This is a genomic window from Amycolatopsis sp. (assembly GCF_025464955.1).
In the GTDB taxonomy this organism is placed as follows: Bacteria; Actinomycetota; Actinomycetes; order Mycobacteriales; family Pseudonocardiaceae; genus Amycolatopsis.
Genome location: NZ_JAODNM010000008.1, coordinates 9638 through 28056, shown reverse-complemented (window position 1 = coordinate 28056; position 18419 = coordinate 9638). Strand labels below are relative to the sequence as shown.

Genomic DNA, 18419 nt, shown 5'->3' with positions numbered 1-18419 from the left:
GATGGCCGCGCCGAATACGCTTCCGACCGGCTGCCATAGTTGTCGCCTACGCTGTCGCCCCCGCCGCGAGGAGTGCCGTGAGCACCCAGGTCGTCCCCTCATCGCCGACTCCGGCCGGTTCGTCCTGGGCGCCGCTGCGCAACCGGACCTTCCGCATCCTCTGGCTCGCCCAGCTCGGGTCGAACATCGGCACCTGGATGCAGACCGTCGCGGCGCAGTGGCTGCTCGTCTCGCACGCACACGCCACCGAGCTGGTGTCGTTGGTACAGACCGCGAGCCTGCTGCCGGTGTTCTTCCTCTCGCTGCCCGCCGGGGTGCTCGCCGACATCGTCGACCGCCGGCGGCTGCTCTACCTGACGACGACCGCGATGGCACTGTGCGTCGGCGTACTCGCGCTACTCACCGGAGTCGGCTCGATCAGTCCGGCACTGCTGCTGGTCTTCACCTTCCTCATCGGCTGCGGGTCGGCACTAACCGGGCCGGCCTGGCAGGCGATCCAGCCCGACCTGGTGCCGCGCGAGCAGATCCCGTCCGCCGCGGCGCTGGGCAGCATCACCGTCAACGGTGCCCGCGCGGTCGGTCCGGCCCTCGCGGGCTTCTTGGTGGCCTGGGCCGGACCGGCGCCGGTGTTCGCGCTCAACGCGATCTCGTTCCTCGGCATCGCCGCGGCGACACTGGCGTGGAAAGAACCGCGCACCGCTCGCCGTCACGAGGCCGAACGGCTGGGCGAGGCGCTGACGGCTGGGTTGCGCTACCTGCGTTCGGCGCCGGGCGTGCGCCGCGTCATCCTGCGATCGATCCTGTTCGCCACCCCGGCCAGCGCGCTGTGGGCGCTACTGCCGGTCGCCGCGCAGCAGCGCTACCAACTCGACGCGTCGGGCTACGGCCTGTTGCTGGCCGCGCTCGGTATCGGGGCGGTGGCCGGGGTCTGGGTGCTGACGTGGCTACGCAGCCGCGTCCCGGCCAACGCGATCCTCGCCGGCTCGGCGGCGGTGTTCGGCCTGGCGACGGCTTCCCTCGCTTTCCTTCCCGTCGCGGTCACCGGCCTCGCGCTGGTGGTGGCCGGCGTCGCCTGGATCGCGACCCTGTCCACGCTGAACGCGGCCATGCAGGTGGCGCTGCCGGCCTGGGTCCGGGCCAGGGGCATGGCCGCCTACATCCTCGCGTTCATGGGCGCGCAGGCCATCGGCTCCACGGTGTGGGGGCTGGTCGCGGCCGATACGAGCCTGCCGCTCGCGCTGGCGGTCAGCGCCGCGCTGCTGATAGTCGTCGCGATCACCGTCCCGCTGCTACCGGTCTACGCGCGGACCACGCAGCTGGACCGGACGATCATCACCGACTGGCCGACCCCCACCCTCGCCTTCGAGCCCGCCCCGACGGACGGTCCGGTCCTGGTCTCGCTCACCTACCAGGTCGCGGCCGAAAACGCCGACGCGTTCCTGACCGCGGCCAGGGCGTTGGAACTCCCCCGCCGCCGCACCGGCGCCCAACGCTGGCGCCTCTACCGCGATGGAACGGCGACCGACCGTTATGTGGAGACCTTCGTCGTCCCGTCCTGGGCCGAACACCAGCGCCAGCACTACGAACGCTGGACCGGCAGCGACCGCGACCTCCTGGCCGTAGCCTTCGATCTCGCCACCGGTGAACCCGAAGTCCGCCACCTCTTCTCGGCCGAAGGCTGAACGTGAGTTCGCCGGCCGAAGGCTGAACGTGAGTTCGCCGGCCGACGACATGACTTTGCCGGCTACGTGACTTGGCTGGCTAGGCACCCGAGTTTGCAGCGTAGGCAGTCGAGCTAGCCTTCACGACCAGACTGCCTCCGAACGGCTAGGGCTGGTGTTCTGACTTCAGGGCGACACCGGCGACGTAGCCGGCGCGGGACGGCTTGTCCTCCCACCACTGCTCTTCGGCCCCGTCCTGGTTCCATTCGACGGTCCAGACCACGCCCGGATCGACCAGCCGCCAGTCGCCGAAGAACACCTCGAACTCCTCCGGCCGGCGAAGATAGGCGGGGTTGGTCGTCTTGGCATAGTTGGCCGCGACCTGTTGCGCGCGCACGTTCTCCGGCTCGACCGAACCATGCGAGAGCACCAGGGCGGAGCCCGGGGCCACCTGCTCCCGGTAGAACGCCATGGCGCGCTCGGGCCGGGTCTCGGGCGGCATGAAGTGCAGGATCGCGGTGACGAGCAGGCAGACCGGCTCGTCGATGTCGATCAAGCCCGTATCGAGGATCTCCGGCCAGAGGTCTTCGAACTCGAAGTAGTCGCCGAACACGGCGGTGTGCCGCTCCGGATCGGCGCTTTGGTCGAGCAGAATCTCCGAGTGGGCGTGCGCGATCTGCTCGTTGTCGACATAGACGACATGCGCGCTGAGTTCGGGACGTTCACGGTCGGCGATCTCATGCGCCTGTCCCTGACTGGGTAAGCCCGACCCGATGTCGACAAACTGCCGGATACCGGCGTCGAGTGCGTACCGCACGGCGCGGCCGATGAACGCGCGGTTCGAGCGCATGCCGAGGCCGATTTCCGGGACCCGCAGCACTTGCTGCTCGGCGAACTCGCGATCGATCGCGTAGTTGTGGTCGCCACCGAGGAAGTAGTCGTAAACCCGGGCCGAACTCGGCTTTTCCAGGCTCGACATCCCGGTTACCGCCCGCAGTCTGTCGTCGACGTCGTCGTGCATCAAGCCCCCCTAGTAGAGAGGGAGCAGTGTAACGGCCGCCGGCTGGGCTCAGCCGAGCCTGACGTCGTGCGTGACCTGTTCGCCGCCGGAGACCGTCAGGTTCCCCACCACGGGGGCGTAGCTGGTGGCCATGACCGTGTAGGAACCGGGCTCGAGATCGTGGAACTCGTACTGGCCGTCCTCGGCCGCATTCGTCACCCGCACCACGTTCCCGCCGCTGTCGACGAGGGTGACCTTGACGTCGATGCCCGTCACGGGGGTGTCGAGCCGGATGTGACCGGCGATCGAGGAGCTGATGGCGAGCGTGGCGTCGAATCGGGTGTCCTGCCCGTCGGCAGCGACGACCGAGAACGCCGACGGCCGGTGTGAAGCCGCGCTCACGGCCAGCGTGTACGTCCCGGCGACCACTGAGGCGAAGGCATAGTCACCGAGCTCACCGCTGACGACCGACTCGACCACCTCGCCCCGGGAATCGGCGAGCGTCAGCACGGCGCCGCCGAGCGGAGCGCCGCCCGCGGAATCGACCCGCCCGCGCAAGGTGCTCGCGCCGGTCAGGACGACGTCGAGCCGCAGCGGGCGTCGGCCGATCGTGGCGGTGCTGGCCTGGGGCTGGTGGGCCGGCGCGGAACCGATGAGGACGTAGGCTCCCGCGCCCGGTGCCATCAGCTCGTAGTTTCCGTCGTGCTCGGTCCGCGCGCGGCCGACCTGGCGGCCGGCCCCGTCGATCAGGGTCAGCACGGCACCGGCGACCGCGCGGCCGCCGCCGTCGCGGACCTGGCCGCCGATCGGCACACCCGTCCGCGCCTGGTCGGGAATTCGCTGTATCTCGCTGGACATCGTCGACGCTCCCTCAGGGATGTGGCTGGCTCAAGGATGTGGCTGGGCAGGGCCTGGGATTTCGTTCACGGCAAGCTGTTCCAGCGCGGGCAACGCGGCGACGAGCGCCTTGAGCTCCGCCTCGCCAAGCTCGGCGAGGCGGATGTCCAGGTAGGCGGTACCGGACTCGTGCAGCCGCTCCAGCGCGGCCTCGCCGGACGCGGTGATGGTCACCCGGGTCGCGCGCTGGTCGTCCGGATCCGGCGTCCGTTCGACCAGACCGAGCTCGCCCAGACTGTCGATCATGCGGGACGTCGTCGCTGCCGCGATCCCGAGCTTCGAGGCAAGGTCGGTGACCCGGCTCGACCCGCTGGACTGGACCACCGCCAACGTTGAGAGCTTCGTCAACGTCAGCTCGCCGGCCGGGGTGGTGCTGCGCAAGCGGCGGGACAGGCGGACCAGCGCCCGGTAGAGCGGCACCCCGACTTCCTCCGACAGCTCTGTCGGATGCACGGTCGTCATGGGCGGTCAGCCTTCCATCCCGGCACGATGAACTAGTCCCCGACCCCGGTACGGGCCCGACCGAGGTGGACATCGACGTCGAGCTGCCCTTCACCGGCCAGGTCCACCTGGACCACGGCCGGTTCGAACAGACTCGTCACCACGGTGTACTCGCCGGGTTCGAGATCGCGCACCTCGTATCCCCCGTTCGTGTCGGACGTCGTGGTGGCGACCACGGTCCCGTCCCGGCCGCTGACCGTCACGATCGCGTTCGGCAGGATCCGGCCGTCCGGGCCGGAAACGGTGCCCCGCACCAGGCCGGCGGCGTGCAGCACGAGATCGACGATGGCCGCTTCCTGCTCGGTGACCACCGCGGTGGCCGCGAGCGGCCGGTGCCCCGCCACCTGCGCGGTGATCGTGACCTGGCCGAAGGGCAGGCCGACGACGCTGAACCGGCCATCTTGCCCGGTGTCGGACCTGCCGACGACCTGGCCGGCACTGTCCGTGGCGAGCACCGCGGCGCCCGCGACCCCGGGTCCGTCCGCCGACGCTCTCAGAAGGCCCGACACGACCCCGTTGCCGCTGAGGACGAAGTCGCGGATCAGGCCGGTGCCGTTCATCGTCACCGCGGCCGCTTCGGGCTGGAACCCGGAAGCCGCCACGATCATGGTGTAGACGCCATGCCCGAGCCCGTCGAGAGCGTAGGCGCCGTCCGAGCCCACCCTGGACCGTTCGACCTGGCGGCCGTCGCCGCGGGTCACCGTGACCACGCCGTGCGACACGCCCAAGCCACCGGTAGTGCGGACGTAGCCGATGATCGTGCCCGGCCCGCCCGGTTCGCTCGCCGGGGAATACCGGAGGTGCCCGTTGTCGTGGTCCCTGGCCGCGCCGACCGGTTCGCGTGAGAAGCCGACTTCGGGCTGCTTACGCGAGACGCACAGCCACGATGCCACCACAGCGACGAGTGACGCGATCACCGCGAACCAGAACGCGGCGGTCAGTCCGTCGGAGAACGGCCCGGAAATCAGCTGCGGGAAAAACCCGCGGCCGGTGAGGAACGACGCCTGATCCGGCGGCAGCTTGTCGAGGACGCCGCCGAGCAGCTGCTGGATCGGGTTGTAGCCGAGGAACGCGGCGAACAGGACACCCACCGGGGGCAGCGCGGCGATCCGGTTCGCGTCCACCGCCGGGACCCCGTGTGCCAGCAGTCCGTCGTGCAAGACAGTGGGCAGGTGCTGGGAAAGCCCGGCGATCATCAGGCTGAAGAAGAAGCCGATGGACAGCACCATGGCGGAGTTCTGGAAGGTCGCCGTCATGCCCGCGCCCGCACCGCGGGCGTTGGCCGGAAGGCTGTTCATGATCTCGGCGCGGTTCGGCGAAGAGAACAGGCCCATCCCGAGCCCGTTGAGGAACAGCAGCCCGGCGAACGCCCAGTAGTTGAAGTCGACCGGCAGGACTTCCAGCAGCACGAAGCTGATCGCGGCGACGAACATCCCGCCGCTGGTGAACCACCGCGCGCCCATCCGGTCGGACAGCACCCCGGAAACCGGCGCCGAAAGCAGGAAGCCGACCGTCAACGGCAGCATGTAGATCCCGGCCCACAGCGGCGTCTGCTCGAAGCTGTAGCCGTGCTGCGGCAGCCAAATGCCCTGCAACCAGATGATCAGCACGAACTGGAGGCCACCCCGGCCGAGCGAAGCGAGCAGGTTCGCGAGGTTGCCGAAGCTGAAGGCGCGGATCTTGAACAGCGCGAGGTTGAACAGCGGGTTGGCGACCTTGGTCTCGATCACGCAGAAGGCCAGCAGCACCGCGACGCCGCCGATGATGCAGCTGAGCACCAGCGGGCTCGTCCAGCCCATCACGTGCCCGCCGTAGGGCTGGATGCCGTAGGTGATGCCGACCAGCACCGCGATCAGGCCGACAGCGAAGGTGATGTTGCCCCACCAGTCCATCTTCGCGTGCACGCGCTCGCTGGTGTCGTGCAGTTTGAGGTAGGCCCAGATCGTGCCGAACACACCGAACGGCACCGAAACCAGGAACACCAGGTGCCAGTTGACCGGACCAAGGAGCCCGCCGATCACCAGGCCGAGGAACGAACCGGCGATCGCGGCGACACCGTTGATGCCCAGCGCCATTCCGCGCTGGTGGACCGGGAAAGCGTCGGTGAGGATCGCCGAAGAGTTGGCCATCAGGAACGCGCCGCCGACGCCCTGCACGACTCGCCAGCCGATGAGCCACAGGGCAGCGGTCGAGCCGGACATCCAGGTGACCGCGAGCAACACCGACGAGATCGAGAAGATCGCGAACCCGAGTTGGTACATCCGCACGCGCCCGAACATGTCCCCGAGCCGGCCGAAGCCGACCACCAGCACCGCGGTGACGACCAGGAAGCCCATGATCATCCACAGCAGGTAGCTGGTGTTCCCCGGCGCGAGCGGGTCGATCTTGATGCCGCGGAAGATGTCCGGCAGCGCGATGAGCACGATCGACGAGTTGATGGTCGCCATGAGCATGCCCAAGGTGGTGTTCGACAGGGCGATCCACTTGTACTTCGGACCGAGCTCGTCGATCGACCACGTACGGTCGTGCCGTTTGGCGGGCTTCAGCTCGTTTCGGTTCCCGCTTCCCGCCATGTCCGACTGGCCCACAGACCGCGTCACTTGATCCCTCCAGCCACCTTCACCCACAAGAAAACTTAGCTGACCTATGCTAATCAATCCGAGGGCTTCTTCGCGAGCACTTCCTCGATTCCCGACGTTACAAAACTCGCCTTACCGGACTTTTCGGCATACTCCGGACGATCTTGCCGCTCCTGAAAAACGCCGACGTTGCCCCGAAAAACAAGGAAAACGCCCGACCGGGAACCGGCCGAGCGTTTTTTGGTCACTATCCGCGCCAGGCGGCTCAGCCCTGGCGAGCCTTGAACCTGGGGTCGCGCTTGTTGATCACGAACACGGCGCCGTGGCGGCGCACCACCTGGGCACCCTGCTTGTTCTTCAGTGAACGAACCGACGTACGAACCTTCATCCCGAAACCTCCTCGCAGTCGAGGCCTCTCACGTTCCTCCCAGTGAGCGCCTCCGCTGGAGATAACAACCCACCTCGCCGATTTCATCCCGGCCGAGCCGTATAGATCGTTATACGATCAGCTGAAGGCTTTCCACCCGAGGACTACGGCGAGGCCGAGACCCGCGATCCCGATTACGATGCGCAGCGGACCCGCAGGCAGCCGCCGGACGATCAGCGGGCCGACCCACGAGCCGAGGATCGACCCGGCGCAGAGTGCCACCGCGGCCGGCCAGTAGACCTTGCCGGTGCAGGCGAACACGATCGCCGCCACGAGGTTCGCGACGCCGGTGGCGATGTTCTTCGCCGCGTTGGTCCTGGCCAGCGACTGCGTCCACACCGTGGACAGCAGCGCCAGCATCAGCACCCCGGCCGCCGCGCCGAAGTACCCGCCATAGATCGCGACCCCGAACGCGGCGAGGCCGGCGGCGGGGCTCAGCCCGGCAGCGTCGCCGCGCTCGCCCGCCGCCCGCAATCGCTGGCCCACCATCAGCAGGATCGAAGCGCCGGCGATAAGCCACGGCACCACAGCGGTGAACGCGCCCGGTGGCGTCACCAGCAGAAGGACTCCGCCGACAGCACCACCGATCATCGTGATCACGCTCAACCGGAGGAGCCGGCCGCGCTGCCCGGACAGCTCCGGCCGCGAGCCCGCCGCGGCGCCGACCGTGGTCCCCATCATGGCGACCGTGTTGGTCATATTCGCGGCCAGCGGGGGAAGTCCGGCCGCCAGCAGGGCCGGGTAGGAAACCAGCGACGCCAGCCCGGCCACGGAACCGGTCAGCCCGGCCCCCACTCCGGCCAGCACGAGAAGCAGCAACACACCCGGTCCCATGATCACGACCCGTAGTCTCGCCGAGGGGCGAAAACATCGATCCGGCAGGTGTTGTCTCTGCGTGCGGCGCGAGCTGTGAAGTGCCGGTGACCGGAACCGACCGCGTAGACCGCGCGCTTGTTTTCGGTCCGCAGCAAGTAAAAGTTTACGGTCACGCTAACTATCCGGGCACTGGACTATCCTCGGGACATGAACGGGCGGACAGTGGACTGGTCAGCGTTACGCACCCGGCGGGACGGCGTTCCCGTGAGCGAAGGGCGCCGCGAGCGCAAGAAGCGGGAGATGCGCCAGCAACTGACCGACACCGCCACTGAGATGTTCCTGGACCGGGGTTTCGACGCCGTCCGCGTGTCCGAGATCGCCGAGGCCTGCGACGTCTCGGAGAAGACGGTCTTCAACTACTTCCCCACCAAGGAAGCCCTGATCCTGGACATTTCGGAAGCCGCGATGGACGCGCTGCGGACCGATCTCGCCGACCCCGCCCGCACCCCACTCGACGCGGTACTGGGGATTCTGGCCGATGAACTGGGCGCCTGGGCCTCCTGGTTGGGCGCCCAGGAGGACCAGGCTCGGACTCGGGCCAGTGCGCGGAAGTTCAGCGGGCTGATCTACGCCACCCCATCACTTCGGGCTTACCAGAGCGAGATGAACGACCAGCTCATCGCACTGGCGACCGGGGTACTGGCTGACCGGGCCGGGATGAGCCCGGCCGACCCGGAGCCGCAGATCGCGGCCACCGCGCTCCTCGGCCTCTGGAAGGTCCAGTTCCGCGCCATGGGCATTCACCTGGACGACGTCAGCACGCCCGAGCAGATCCAGGACGCCGTCACGGCCGACGTCCACCGCGCCGCGGAACTCCTGAAGACCGGGTTGGCGGGGTTCGCGGACGTGCCGGCGTAGTCGTCCCTGCCAATGTCAGCTAGTTCACGGACAGCTGCAGCCCGAAGGCGATCACCGCGAAGGCGAAGGCCAGCACCGCCGCGGACGAGCGGAACACGTCGATCCGCTCCCAGCGACGGATGACGGCCTTCCAGTCGGCGGGCGGCGAGTCGACGTTCCAGTCGTTCACCTGGATGTTGATCGGAACGGTACCCAGAAAGGACAACAGGACGAACGCCACCAGCGCGACCACGGTGGCCAGCCGGAGACCGAAGCCGGTTCCGGTGCCGCTGAAAACGAGCACGGCGATCCCGGCGAGCACGGTCGGGACCATGATGATCGGCACCACCACCCGGAGGCTGCGGACCACCGCCTGCCGGGCCTGTAAGTGCGGGCGATCCTCCAGTTTGGACAGTGCGGGCTCGAGGCCGTACCGGACGATGAGCTCCTCGCCCGCCAGGATCCCAGCGAGGAACAGGCCGATGCACTGCAGCACGTGGGCACCCATTTCCGATACCCTTCCTGCCGCTCGCTCATTTTTACGTTTGCAGGAACTTTACTGCTACTGCAAAAATAACGCAAGCACCGGCCTACTCGACGAGCCCGCCTCGCACGCGGTCGAACACCGCGCTCAGCACGTCCATGTCGGCGTCCGACAGCTGGTCGAAGAAGTAGCGGCGGACGTGTTCGACATGGGAAGGGGCGGCGGTTTCGATCGCGGAGCGGCCGGCGTCGGTCAGCCGGACCATCGATCCACGGCCGTCGGCCTCGCATTCTTCACGGGTCACCAGGCCTCGCTTTTCCATGCGGCGGACCTGGTGCGCGAGCCGGCTGCGGTCCCAGCCGAGACCCGTGCCGAGCTCCCGTGCTCGCACCACGCCGTCCGCGACTTCGGACAGCGGAACGAGCACCGCGTACTCGGCGCCGGACAGGCCGGACTCACGGACGATCTGGTGTTCAAGCGCGCTCAGCAGCTCCCGCTGGGTCGCCAGGTATCCCTGCCAAACGCAGGCTTCGCGCTCATCGAGCGACCGTGGTTCCACCATCGGAGAACTCTATCCAATTTGTTGACACATCATCAATAGACCATCGGGAGCGGACGGCCGACGGTCTCGTGGTGATCCAGTTCACAATCGAGCTGGTCAGGGCACCACGTGGACGTGCGGACGTCCTTTCAGGTGAGGCGGGGTAGACGGACCGGGAAGGTAACGTGCAGCTGCAGAGGAAGACGCTCATCTGGGTCGCCGTCGGTGCCGTGGTGGTGACGGCAGGCGCACTGGGCACCGCGCTGGCGCTGAAACCAGGCCCCACCGAGTCGTCGATCCTCGGCCTGGTGCCGAACGTCCCCGCCGATCCCGCCACCACGTCGGGTGAGCGTCGACCTCTCCGCCATCCAAGCGCCGGTCAGCTGACTAGCCCTTCAGCACGAGCCTGTCGAAGGCGGCGTCGAGTTCGTCGCTCACCCGACGTCGCGCGGGATCGGCGTCATGGAACTCGACGATCTCGCGTGCGCCGCGGTCGAAGGCCACGGCCGGGGTGAAGCCCGGCGAAAAGCGCCTGAGCTTGCTGTTGTCGAACAGCAGCGAATGGGCGAAGTCGTGGGTCAGCACCGCCGCCCAATCGGGGATCTCCGTGCCGACGGTCTCGCTCGAACGGTGCACCAGCACCGGTTTCACCCCCGCGGCGGCGGCCATGGACAGGTGGATCTGGTCCCAGGTCAGGATTTCGTCGCTGGTGATGTGCACCGAGTCGCCGAGGGTGTGGGAGTTGCCGAGCAGCGGCACGAAGGCACGGGCGAAGTCGGCGCTGTGCATCAAGGTCCACAGTGAAGTGCCGTCACCGTGGACTACCACGGGCTTGCCCTGACGCATCCGCTCGAGCACGGTCCAGCCGCCGAGGATCGGAACCGTCGTGCGGTCGTAGGTATGCGACGGCCGCACGATCGTCACCGGGAAGTCGCGCTCACGGAACGCGCGTTCGAGCAGCTCCTCGCAGGCGATCTTGTCCTGCGGGTAAGGCCAGCCGTTGTTGCGACGCGGGGTCGACTCGACGATCGGCAGCTGCGCGATCGGCCTGCTGTACACCGACGCGGTGCTGATGAACACGTACTGTCCACATCGGCCGGCGAAGGTGTCCACATCAGCCGCGACCTTGCCCGGCTGGTAGCCGACGAAGTTCACCACGACGTCGAAGTCCTTACCGGACAACGCCTCCCGCAGCGATTCCGGGTCGTGTGCGTCGGCGGTGATCCGGCGTACCGACTCGGGCAGCACCCGGCCGCCGCTCCCCCGGGTGAGCACGGTCAGGTCCAGCCCGCTGGCGACCGCCTCGGCCGCACAGGCCGAGCTGATCATCCCGTTGCCGCCGAGGAACAACACCGAAAGCGCACTCACTGGAGACCTTCCTTTCCCGCCACCGCGAGACGGCCGCGCGAAAGGCCTTCCCCGACCAGGTATGAATAGCTCTGCCGCAGGGCTTCGATCATGTCGATCCGGCTCCGGTCCAGTTCGACGATGTGCCAGCGGACGCCGGTACCCGCGGCGAGCACGGCCGGGACGTCGACCCGCCCCTGTCCGACGGGCACCATGAAATCGTCGTTGTCCTTCGCCGGCCCATCTTTGACATGAAGGAATTTGACCCGCTCCCCCAGCTCGCGCACCACCGCGGCAGGGTCGCCTCCGCCGAGAAGAACCCAGTACATATCGAGCTCCAGCACGACGTCCGGGTGCAGGTGGTCGAGCAGGACGTCGTAGGCGCTCCGGCCGTCGAACGAGTTGGCGAATTCGGCGTAATGGTTGTGATAGCCGACGGTGATGCCGTATTCGCGGGCGTTCTCCGCGCCTTCGTTGACGCGTTCGCAGCCGCGGCGGATGGCGTCGACGCTGTCGAACTCCTCCTTCTCCATGCTCCACACCACGGTGTCCGCGCCGAGCTCGCTCTGCTCGTCCAGGATCTTCCGCGCATCCGGCCCGGCGGGAAACGGCGCGTGTGCACTGCAGACGCCCATCCCGAGCTCGTCAAGCAGGCTCCGGACCGCCTTCGGCGTACGGCCGTGGAGCCCGAGCGGCTCGACGGCGACATAGCCGATCTCGCTGATCCTGGTCAGTACCCCTTCGAGATCACGGGCGGCCTGGTCGTGAAAGGTCCACAACTGGGCCGCGATCGCGGGTGTCATCGGTCCCCTTCTTCGTCCGCTTGGCACACCCACCGGATCCCCTGCCGCACCAGGCGCTGGAACATCGGCTCACCCCACGCCCGCATGTCGTGTCCCAGCGCCAGGTAGCACACCCGTCCAGCACCGTGTTCGCGGACGTAGAGGATCGGCTCGGTGCCGTCTTCGGTCTGACGCCACGCGAGCACGCGCACCCCGGGATCCGACAGCTCGAAGACGTAGTACTCGTCGAACAGGCTGAACTTCCGGGCGCCGTCGGTGATCGGGTGTCCACTGTCGACTTCGACCTCGTAGACGCCCTCGTGGTGACCGGGTCCGTGGGACAGGTAGCGGCAACCGAGCAGATCCACCATCGCCCGGTCGCCGGAATCCGCACTGAGCACATTGGACGCGTGCAGCGCGAACAGCCCCTTGCCCCCGGCCACTGCCGCGGCCAGCGCCTCCTGTTGCTCGGAACCGAACGCGCCACCCGCGGTGTAGAGCACATAGGCGTCGACGTCCGCGGTTTCCGGCCTGGCATCGACGAACCGCTGCATGCCCACCGCGCGTCCGGTGGCCACCCCCGCGGCCAGGCCGATCGACTGCAGGGCCAGCGCCGCGCCGAGCAGGTCGTGATGAATGTCTGTCCCGTCGACGATCACCAGTGCGGTCACGGCTGCCCCTACTTCACCGGCACGAGGTTGACCGCGACGACCACGCCCGGTTTCGGCGACGCGTACGGGTTCTCCGCTGTCGGCCAGCCGGTGACCTTCGTGTCGTTGTACTCGGCGTAGTCCGGAAAGTAGGTCAACGGGATCAACGGCAGCTGCTCGACCATGGTCTTCTGCAGGGCGAACAGGATCTTCTGCCGCTCGGCGTCGGTGGTGGCCACCGGGTACTGGTCGAACAGCTGCCGGGTGGCCGGATCGTTCCAGCGCTGGATGTTCTGCCCGGTGATGATGTCCTGGCCGATCGGCAGTGAGTACGCCGGGTTCATCCACGAGTCGTAGATGGCGAACTCCGAGGTCTGGGTGTCGATCGGATAGCCGAGCGAGGCCTGGAAGTTTCCCTTCTGCGTCAACGCGTTGATCGACTCCACCGGGACGCCGTTGATATCGGCCTTGATGCCGACGTCCTTCATCTGCGACACGATCACCTGCGCCTCGGCGATTTGCTCGGTGTAGGAGGACGGGTCGGTGATGGTGAACGACAGCGTCTGCCCGTTCTTCGCGTAGTAGCCGTCCTGGCCCATCACGTAACCGTCGTTCTCCAGCAGCTTCTTCGCACCGGCTTTGTCCTGTGTGTACACCAGGTTCTGGTACTCCGGAGCGACCGACTTCTGGTACACCGGCATGGGCAGCGCGGTCTGGTTGCTCGCGGGCTGCCCCTGGTTCGCGTTCGCGATCTGCTTGCGGTCGACGGCGAGGCTCACCGCCTTGCGAACGGCGAGGTCGTTGAACGGCGCGGTCTGCTGGTTGGTGATCAGGCCGTCCGTGCCGACAGTCGGCCAGAACGCCTTGAAGTGCGGGTTCTTGCTGGTGTAGGTCTGGCCGACGTTCGGGACGTACACGCCGCCCCAGTCGATCTGGCCCTGCGCGAGCGCCAGCGCGACCCCTTCGTTGTCCCGTTTGGACACGAACTGGAGGCCGTCGATCTTCGGCTTACCGGTCTGCCAGTAGTTCGGGTTCTTCACCAGGAGGTAGCTCGCCGCGCTGAACGACTTGAGCGTGAACGGGCCGGTGCCGATCGGGTCGGCATCCGGGTACGCCACGGGATCGGCCACCTTGCCCCAGATGTGCTCGGGCAGGATTTCGTTCGCCACGATGATGTCGAGAAACTGCAGCGACGGCTTGTCGAACGTCATCGTCACGGCATCCGTGCCGGTGGCTTCGATGGAAGCGAACTGGATCCCCCGCAGGTTCGTCGCCGGGAACTTCTTCAGCAGCTCGTAGCTGAACACCACGTCCTGGGCCGTCATTCCGACGCCGTCGGTGAACTTCACGCCCGGGTGGAGCTTGAAGACCAGTTTCTTGTTGCCGTCCGACCAAGTCCACGAATCGGCGAGCCACGGTTTGACCTCGTCGGCCGCGATCGTGTCGACCTGGGCGAGGGTCTCGTAGATCAGCCCGCGCGAGCCCAGGTCGTAGGCGCTGGTGGGCAGGTGGGGGTTGAACACCCGCTGCACCGGGCCGGTCGGGCCGCCCGCCACGTTGAGGATCACCTGGCCGCCGGCTGCGGCGCCTGCCCCGCCGGAACAGCCTGCCACCACCAGCGACACGACCGCCATGAGTGCGGCGGCGCGGACCCGCCGCCTGTTTCGGTTCAGCACGATTGGCTTCCTCTCGGCTGTTCGGCGGGCGCCACCGACGCCGCGTTCTCGGACTTTTCATGCAGCCAGCAGGCGGCCCAGTGACCGCCGGTCAGCGTGAACTTCGGGGGCACGTCGGTTTTGCACCGGTCCATGGCCAGCGGGCAGCGCGGGTGAAACCGGCAACCGGCCGGCGGGTCGATCAGGCTCGGCGGGGTACCGAGGCCTGCCGAGGATGCCGGGGGCACCGGAGCCACCGGACGTCCGGGGTCGGGCGCGGACGCGATCAGCAGCTGGGTGTAAGGATGCGCGGGCTGCTGCGTGACCGTCTCGGACGGGCCGCCTTCGATCAGCCTGCCCGCGTACATCACCACGGTGTTGGTCGCGAAGTACCGCGCTGACGCGATGTCGTGGGTGATGTAGAGCAGCGCCAGCTCGCGTTCGGCGGCCAGCTTAGCGAGCAGGTTGAGCACGCCGAGCCGGATCGAGACGTCCAACATGGACACCGGTTCGTCGGCGAGCAGGACGTCCGGCCCGGCGGCCAGCGCCCGCGCGATCGAGATCCGCTGCCGCTGCCCACCGGACAGCTCGTGCGGGTATCGCCCGGTGTACTGAGTGGACGGTGTGAGGCTCACTTCTCGCAGGAGCTCGTCGATGGCGGCTTCCTCGGCCACCTTTCCCTGGCCGCGGCGGTGGATGTTCAGCACCCCGCGCAGGTGGTGCCCGACGGTGTGCACCGGGTTGAACGAGCCGAACGGGTCCTGCAGCATCAGCTGGACGGAGCTGACGTAGTCGCGAAAGGGCTTGCCGCGCTTGACCAAGGTTTCTTCGCCACGCAGCCGGATCGACCCGGACGTCGGCGCCATCAGCTGCGCGAGCAGACGCGCCACAGTGGACTTTCCCGAACCCGACTCGCCGACCAGCGCGGTGACCTCGCCCGCGTACAACGACAACGAGACGTCATCGACGGCATGGACGACAGCGCGATGACGCGCAGACTTTCCGCGCACCCGGAAATGCTTGGTGAGGCCGACCGCCTCGAGTACCGGGGAGTTCATACCGGCTCCACCACCGGCGGCGCGACGAGATGAGCGTCTTCCCCAGCGCCGTAGAGCCGGCAGGCGACCTGCTGGAAGTCCTCCGGTCGCGATGCCGACAACGGCAGCAGCACCGGGCTGCTGGTCGCGCAGTCGGCGAACGCGTGCGCGCACCGGGGCTCGAACGGACATCCCGGTGGTAGCTCTCGCAGGTCCGGCGGCGAACCGGGAATACCGGTGAGTTCCCGTCGCGGTCCCGAAACCGTCGGGAAGCAATCGAGCAGCGCCGCGCTGTAGGGATGGCGAGGGTTGCGGTAGAACTCGGCCGCCGGGCCGGTTTCGACCACCCGTCCGGCGTACATCACCGCGATGGTGTCGGACATCTCCACCAGCAGCGAAAGGTCGTGGGTGATGAAGATGACCGAGAACCCCAGCCGTTCCCGCAGTCCGGCGAGCTGGCTGACGATCTCACGCTGGATCACCGTGTCCAGCGCGGTGGTGGGTTCGTCGAGCACGATGACCTCCGGGTCGAGCGCGAGAGCGATCGCGATCATCACACGCTGCCGCATCCCGCCGGACAGCTCGTGCGGATACGCCGTGGCGCGGTCCTCGCCGATACCGACCAAGGTCAGCAGCTCCTTGACCCGGGCGGCGCGGGCAGTGGCTGTCAGCTCCGGGCGATGCGCCACCAGCACGTCACCGATCTGGACCCCGACCCGCAGCACCGGGTTCAGCGCGTTCATCGCCGACTGGAACACAATGGACAGCTTCTCCCAGCGGAACCGGCGGAGCTCCTCACCGGACAGCCCGAACACGTCCACCTGCTCACCTTCCTTGGTGGTGAACAGGATCCGGCCACCAGTGATCGTGGCAGGCGGTTTGAGCAGCCGAGTGATCGCGTAGGCCAAAGTGGACTTGCCCGAGCCCGACTCCCCCGCGATCCCGAGCACCTCCCCGCGGCGCAACACCAGGCTGACGTCGTCGACGGCGTGGACGGATCGTTCGGCGGTCTCGTAGTCGACACTGACGTTCTTCAGTTCCAGCAACGTGTTGCGGTCCTCGGGTGCGACCATGACCGACTCACCGGATGGCCCCTGCCAGCGTCGTACGCGACGCTGTCGCTTCTTCCGGCCGGCGCGCCGGGTCCCGATGCCGGCGACCCGCAGCCTCGGGTTGACGAACTCGTCGATCCCGAAGTTGACCAGCGACAGACCCGTGCCCACCAATGCGATGCACAGCCCAGCTGGCACGAACCACCACCAGGCTCCGGCGAGCAGCACGTTGCCGACCTGCGCCCAATACAGAATCCCGCCCCACGACCATTCCGTGACGTCGGTGAGCCCGAGGAAGGCGAGCCCGGCCTGGGTCAGGATGGCTCCGGTGACCGTGCTGAGGAACGCCGAAGCGATGATGGCCAGCTGGTTGGGCAGGATCTCGCTCAGGATGATCTTGAACGAGCCCTGACCGGACGCGCGCGCCGCTTCGACGAAGTCCCGCTTGCGCAACGACAGCGTCTGCGCCCGCAGCACCCGCGCGCCCCAGGCCCACCCGGTCAACGCGATCACGATGATGATCCCGGTCGACCCGGCGTTCGGCAGGTAGCCGGCCATGATGACCACCAGCGGCAGCGTCGGGATCACCAGGAAGATGTTGGACAGTACCGAGAGCACGTCGTCCCACGCGCCGCCGAGATAGCCGGCGGTGACCCCGACCAGTATCGAAAGGACAGTGGCGGCCGCGGCGGCCACCACCCCGACGAGCAGCGAGACCCGGCTGCCGTAGACGATCTGGGCGAACACGTCCTGCCCGTTCTGGGTGGTGCCGAACCAGTGCTTCGACGACGGCGGCTGCAGCGAGTCGTAGGACACCGCCGACGGGTCGGTGTGGAGAAGCATCGGCCCGAAGATCGCCATCAGCACGAAGAAGGCGAGGATGGACAACCCGATGACGATTTTCGGCGAACGAAGTCCGTGCGGCATCTAGGCCTCCTGGCGCGTTCTCGGGTCGAGCAGGACATAGACGAAGTCGACGATCAGGTTCGCGATCAGGACGGTCAGGATGATGACCAGGAAGATGCCCTGCATCAACGGGTAGTCCTGCCCCGAAACCGCCTGGTAGAGCACATAACCGAGGCCCGGGTAGGAGAAGACGATCTCGGTGACGATCGAACCGCCGATCACGAAACCGAGGGACATCGCGAAGCTCGCGAGCGACGGCAGCATCGCGTTCCTCGCGGCGTAGGTGTAGATGATCCGGCGGCGCGACAGCCCTTTGGCCTCGGCCAGGAGTACGTAGTCCTCCGAAAGCGTCGTGACCATCATGTTCCGCATGCCGAGCAGCCAGCCGCCGATCGACGACACGATGATCGTCAACGCGGGCAGGACCGCGTGGTACAGCGCGCTCCCGATGAAGCTCCCGGTCGGCCCGACGTCCAAGCCGAGGTCGTAGCCGCCCGAAAGCGGGAACCAGCCGAACTCCAACCCGAGGAAGTACACGGCCACCAGCGCGAACCAGAAGTACGGGATCGACGAGATGAAACTGGTGACTGGGACGAGCGAATCGACCCAAGTGCCCCGGCGCCAGCCGACGAAGATCCCGAGCGCGGTCCCCAGCACGAAACTGAGCACGGTGCAGACCCCGATGAGCGCCAACGTCCACGGCGCGCTCTGTCCGATGACCGAGAACACCGAGCTCGGGTAGTTCGTGATCGAGGTGCCGAGGTCGCCGTGGAACAGCTTCGCCCAATAGGAGACATACTGCTGCCAAAGGCTGCGGTTGTCCTGGCCGAACAGCTGACGCAGGGCGAACACGGCATCGGGCCCCAACTGCCCGTGGAACTTCCGGAGCATCGCCGACACGGGGTCGCCGGGCATGATCCGGGGAAGCACGAAATTGAGCGTGATCGCGGTCCACGCGGTGATCAGGTAGAAGAACGCGCGCCGGGCGAAAGCTCGCACTGCCAAACCCCTTCCTCGTACCGGTCTCGTCTCGGGACCGAATCGGGAGGATCGCTGGGTCGGCACGGCACGGCCACCACCGGTGCGCTCCGGGCCCGGAAAGCAGCCCGTGGGGAACGGAGGAGGAAGCGGGGGTAAACCATTCTGTACCACCAGTAGACCACAAGGTACACTCGGCCTCCCCAGGG

The 18419-nt window shown here is 67.5% G+C and carries 17 protein-coding genes; 2 read left to right on the top strand and 15 right to left on the bottom strand.

The window, feature by feature from the left end; genetic code table 11:
* Window positions 1-77: 77 nt before the first annotated feature.
* On the top strand, window positions 78-1682 hold the full coding sequence (locus JWQ81_RS00875; RefSeq protein WP_297536797.1) for an MFS transporter: 1605 nt from the start codon (window positions 78-80) through the stop codon (window positions 1680-1682).
* A 145-nt stretch (window positions 1683-1827) separates the two neighbouring features.
* Here JWQ81_RS00875 and JWQ81_RS00870 read toward each other — a convergent pair whose 3' ends face one another.
* From JWQ81_RS00870 to JWQ81_RS00845, 6 genes are all read right to left on the bottom strand, one after another.
* On the bottom strand, window positions 1828-2682 hold the full coding sequence (locus JWQ81_RS00870; RefSeq protein WP_297536796.1) for an SAM-dependent methyltransferase: 855 nt from the start codon (window positions 2680-2682) through the stop codon (window positions 1828-1830).
* A gap of 48 nt (window positions 2683-2730) precedes the next feature.
* Window positions 2731-3519 (bottom strand): carboxypeptidase regulatory-like domain-containing protein, encoded by a 789-nt coding sequence (locus JWQ81_RS00865; RefSeq protein ID WP_297536795.1) that lies wholly within the window; start codon window positions 3517-3519, stop codon window positions 2731-2733.
* Window positions 3520-3549: 30 nt separating this feature from the next.
* Window positions 3550-4020 carry a MarR family transcriptional regulator gene (locus tag JWQ81_RS00860; protein ID WP_297536794.1) on the bottom strand — a complete coding sequence of 157 codons (471 nt, stop codon included), beginning with the start codon at window positions 4018-4020 and terminating at the stop codon, window positions 3550-3552.
* 32 nt (window positions 4021-4052) lie between these two features.
* The gene (locus JWQ81_RS00855; protein WP_366942238.1) at window positions 4053-6632 is read right to left on the bottom strand and encodes an MFS transporter; all 2580 of its coding nucleotides are present in this window, start codon (window positions 6630-6632) and stop codon (window positions 4053-4055) included.
* A gap of 271 nt (window positions 6633-6903) precedes the next feature.
* Window positions 6904-7026: a type B 50S ribosomal protein L36 gene (gene ykgO, locus JWQ81_RS00850; RefSeq protein ID WP_297536792.1), complete on the bottom strand. Its 123-nt coding sequence runs from the start codon at window positions 7024-7026 to the stop codon at window positions 6904-6906.
* A 117-nt stretch (window positions 7027-7143) separates the two neighbouring features.
* Window positions 7144-7905, bottom strand: a complete 762-nt coding sequence (locus tag JWQ81_RS00845; RefSeq protein WP_297536791.1) for a sulfite exporter TauE/SafE family protein — start codon at window positions 7903-7905, stop codon at window positions 7144-7146.
* Between the two features lie 183 nt (window positions 7906-8088).
* Between JWQ81_RS00845 and JWQ81_RS00840 the strand changes: the two genes are divergently transcribed.
* Window positions 8089-8799, top strand: coding sequence for a TetR family transcriptional regulator (locus tag JWQ81_RS00840; RefSeq protein ID WP_297536790.1), 711 nt, complete (start codon window positions 8089-8091; stop codon window positions 8797-8799).
* Window positions 8800-8818: 19 nt separating this feature from the next.
* On the opposite strand, the gene JWQ81_RS00835 is transcribed toward JWQ81_RS00840, so the two are convergent.
* The 9 genes from JWQ81_RS00835 to JWQ81_RS00795 form a co-directional block, all read right to left on the bottom strand.
* Complete coding sequence (locus JWQ81_RS00835) at window positions 8819-9286, bottom strand: anthrone oxygenase family protein (protein ID WP_297536789.1); 468 nt, start codon at window positions 9284-9286, stop codon at window positions 8819-8821.
* A gap of 82 nt (window positions 9287-9368) precedes the next feature.
* Window positions 9369-9824: a MarR family winged helix-turn-helix transcriptional regulator gene (locus JWQ81_RS00830; protein WP_297536788.1), complete on the bottom strand. Its 456-nt coding sequence runs from the start codon at window positions 9822-9824 to the stop codon at window positions 9369-9371.
* Between the two features lie 366 nt (window positions 9825-10190).
* Complete coding sequence (locus JWQ81_RS00825; protein ID WP_297536787.1) at window positions 10191-11171, bottom strand: NAD-dependent epimerase/dehydratase family protein; 981 nt, start codon at window positions 11169-11171, stop codon at window positions 10191-10193.
* Complete coding sequence (locus tag JWQ81_RS00820; protein ID WP_297536786.1) at window positions 11168-11953, bottom strand: sugar phosphate isomerase/epimerase; 786 nt, start codon at window positions 11951-11953, stop codon at window positions 11168-11170. The genes JWQ81_RS00825 and JWQ81_RS00820 overlap by 4 nt, the downstream gene beginning before the upstream one ends.
* Complete coding sequence (locus tag JWQ81_RS00815) at window positions 11950-12603, bottom strand: ThuA domain-containing protein (protein WP_297536785.1); 654 nt, start codon at window positions 12601-12603, stop codon at window positions 11950-11952. Before JWQ81_RS00815 ends, JWQ81_RS00820 begins: the two co-directional genes overlap by 4 nt.
* 8 nt (window positions 12604-12611) lie before the next feature.
* Window positions 12612-14258, bottom strand: a complete 1647-nt coding sequence (locus JWQ81_RS00810; RefSeq protein WP_297536784.1) for an ABC transporter substrate-binding protein — start codon at window positions 14256-14258, stop codon at window positions 12612-12614.
* Window positions 14252-15295: an ABC transporter ATP-binding protein gene (locus tag JWQ81_RS00805; protein WP_297536783.1), complete on the bottom strand. Its 1044-nt coding sequence runs from the start codon at window positions 15293-15295 to the stop codon at window positions 14252-14254. The genes JWQ81_RS00810 and JWQ81_RS00805 overlap by 7 nt, the downstream gene beginning before the upstream one ends.
* Window positions 15292-17253 carry a dipeptide/oligopeptide/nickel ABC transporter permease/ATP-binding protein gene (locus JWQ81_RS00800; protein ID WP_297536782.1) on the bottom strand — a complete coding sequence of 654 codons (1962 nt, stop codon included), beginning with the start codon at window positions 17251-17253 and terminating at the stop codon, window positions 15292-15294. The genes JWQ81_RS00805 and JWQ81_RS00800 overlap by 4 nt, the downstream gene beginning before the upstream one ends.
* The gene (locus tag JWQ81_RS00795; RefSeq protein WP_297536848.1) at window positions 17254-18231 is read right to left on the bottom strand and encodes an ABC transporter permease; all 978 of its coding nucleotides are present in this window, start codon (window positions 18229-18231) and stop codon (window positions 17254-17256) included.
* Window positions 18232-18419: the final 188 nt, after the last annotated feature.

Coding starts and splice junctions, on each gene's coding strand:
- JWQ81_RS00870 (WP_297536796.1), bottom strand. CDS start 2,682: ATGCACGACGACGTCGACGACAGACTGCGGGCGGTAACCGGGATGTCG.
- JWQ81_RS00865 (WP_297536795.1), bottom strand. CDS start 3,519: ATGTCCAGCGAGATACAGCGAATTCCCGACCAGGCGCGGACGGGTGTG.
- JWQ81_RS00860 (WP_297536794.1), bottom strand. CDS start 4,020: ATGACGACCGTGCATCCGACAGAGCTGTCGGAGGAAGTCGGGGTGCCG.
- JWQ81_RS00855 (WP_366942238.1), bottom strand. CDS start 6,632: ATGGCGGGAAGCGGGAACCGAAACGAGCTGAAGCCCGCCAAACGGCAC.
- ykgO (WP_297536792.1), bottom strand. CDS start 7,026: ATGAAGGTTCGTACGTCGGTTCGTTCACTGAAGAACAAGCAGGGTGCC.
- JWQ81_RS00840 (WP_297536790.1), top strand. CDS start 8,089: ATGAACGGGCGGACAGTGGACTGGTCAGCGTTACGCACCCGGCGGGAC.
- JWQ81_RS00835 (WP_297536789.1), bottom strand. CDS start 9,286: ATGGGTGCCCACGTGCTGCAGTGCATCGGCCTGTTCCTCGCTGGGATC.
- JWQ81_RS00830 (WP_297536788.1), bottom strand. CDS start 9,824: ATGGTGGAACCACGGTCGCTCGATGAGCGCGAAGCCTGCGTTTGGCAG.
- JWQ81_RS00820 (WP_297536786.1), bottom strand. CDS start 11,953: ATGACACCCGCGATCGCGGCCCAGTTGTGGACCTTTCACGACCAGGCC.
- JWQ81_RS00805 (WP_297536783.1), bottom strand. CDS start 15,295: ATGAACTCCCCGGTACTCGAGGCGGTCGGCCTCACCAAGCATTTCCGG.
- JWQ81_RS00800 (WP_297536782.1), bottom strand. CDS start 17,253: ATGCCGCACGGACTTCGTTCGCCGAAAATCGTCATCGGGTTGTCCATC.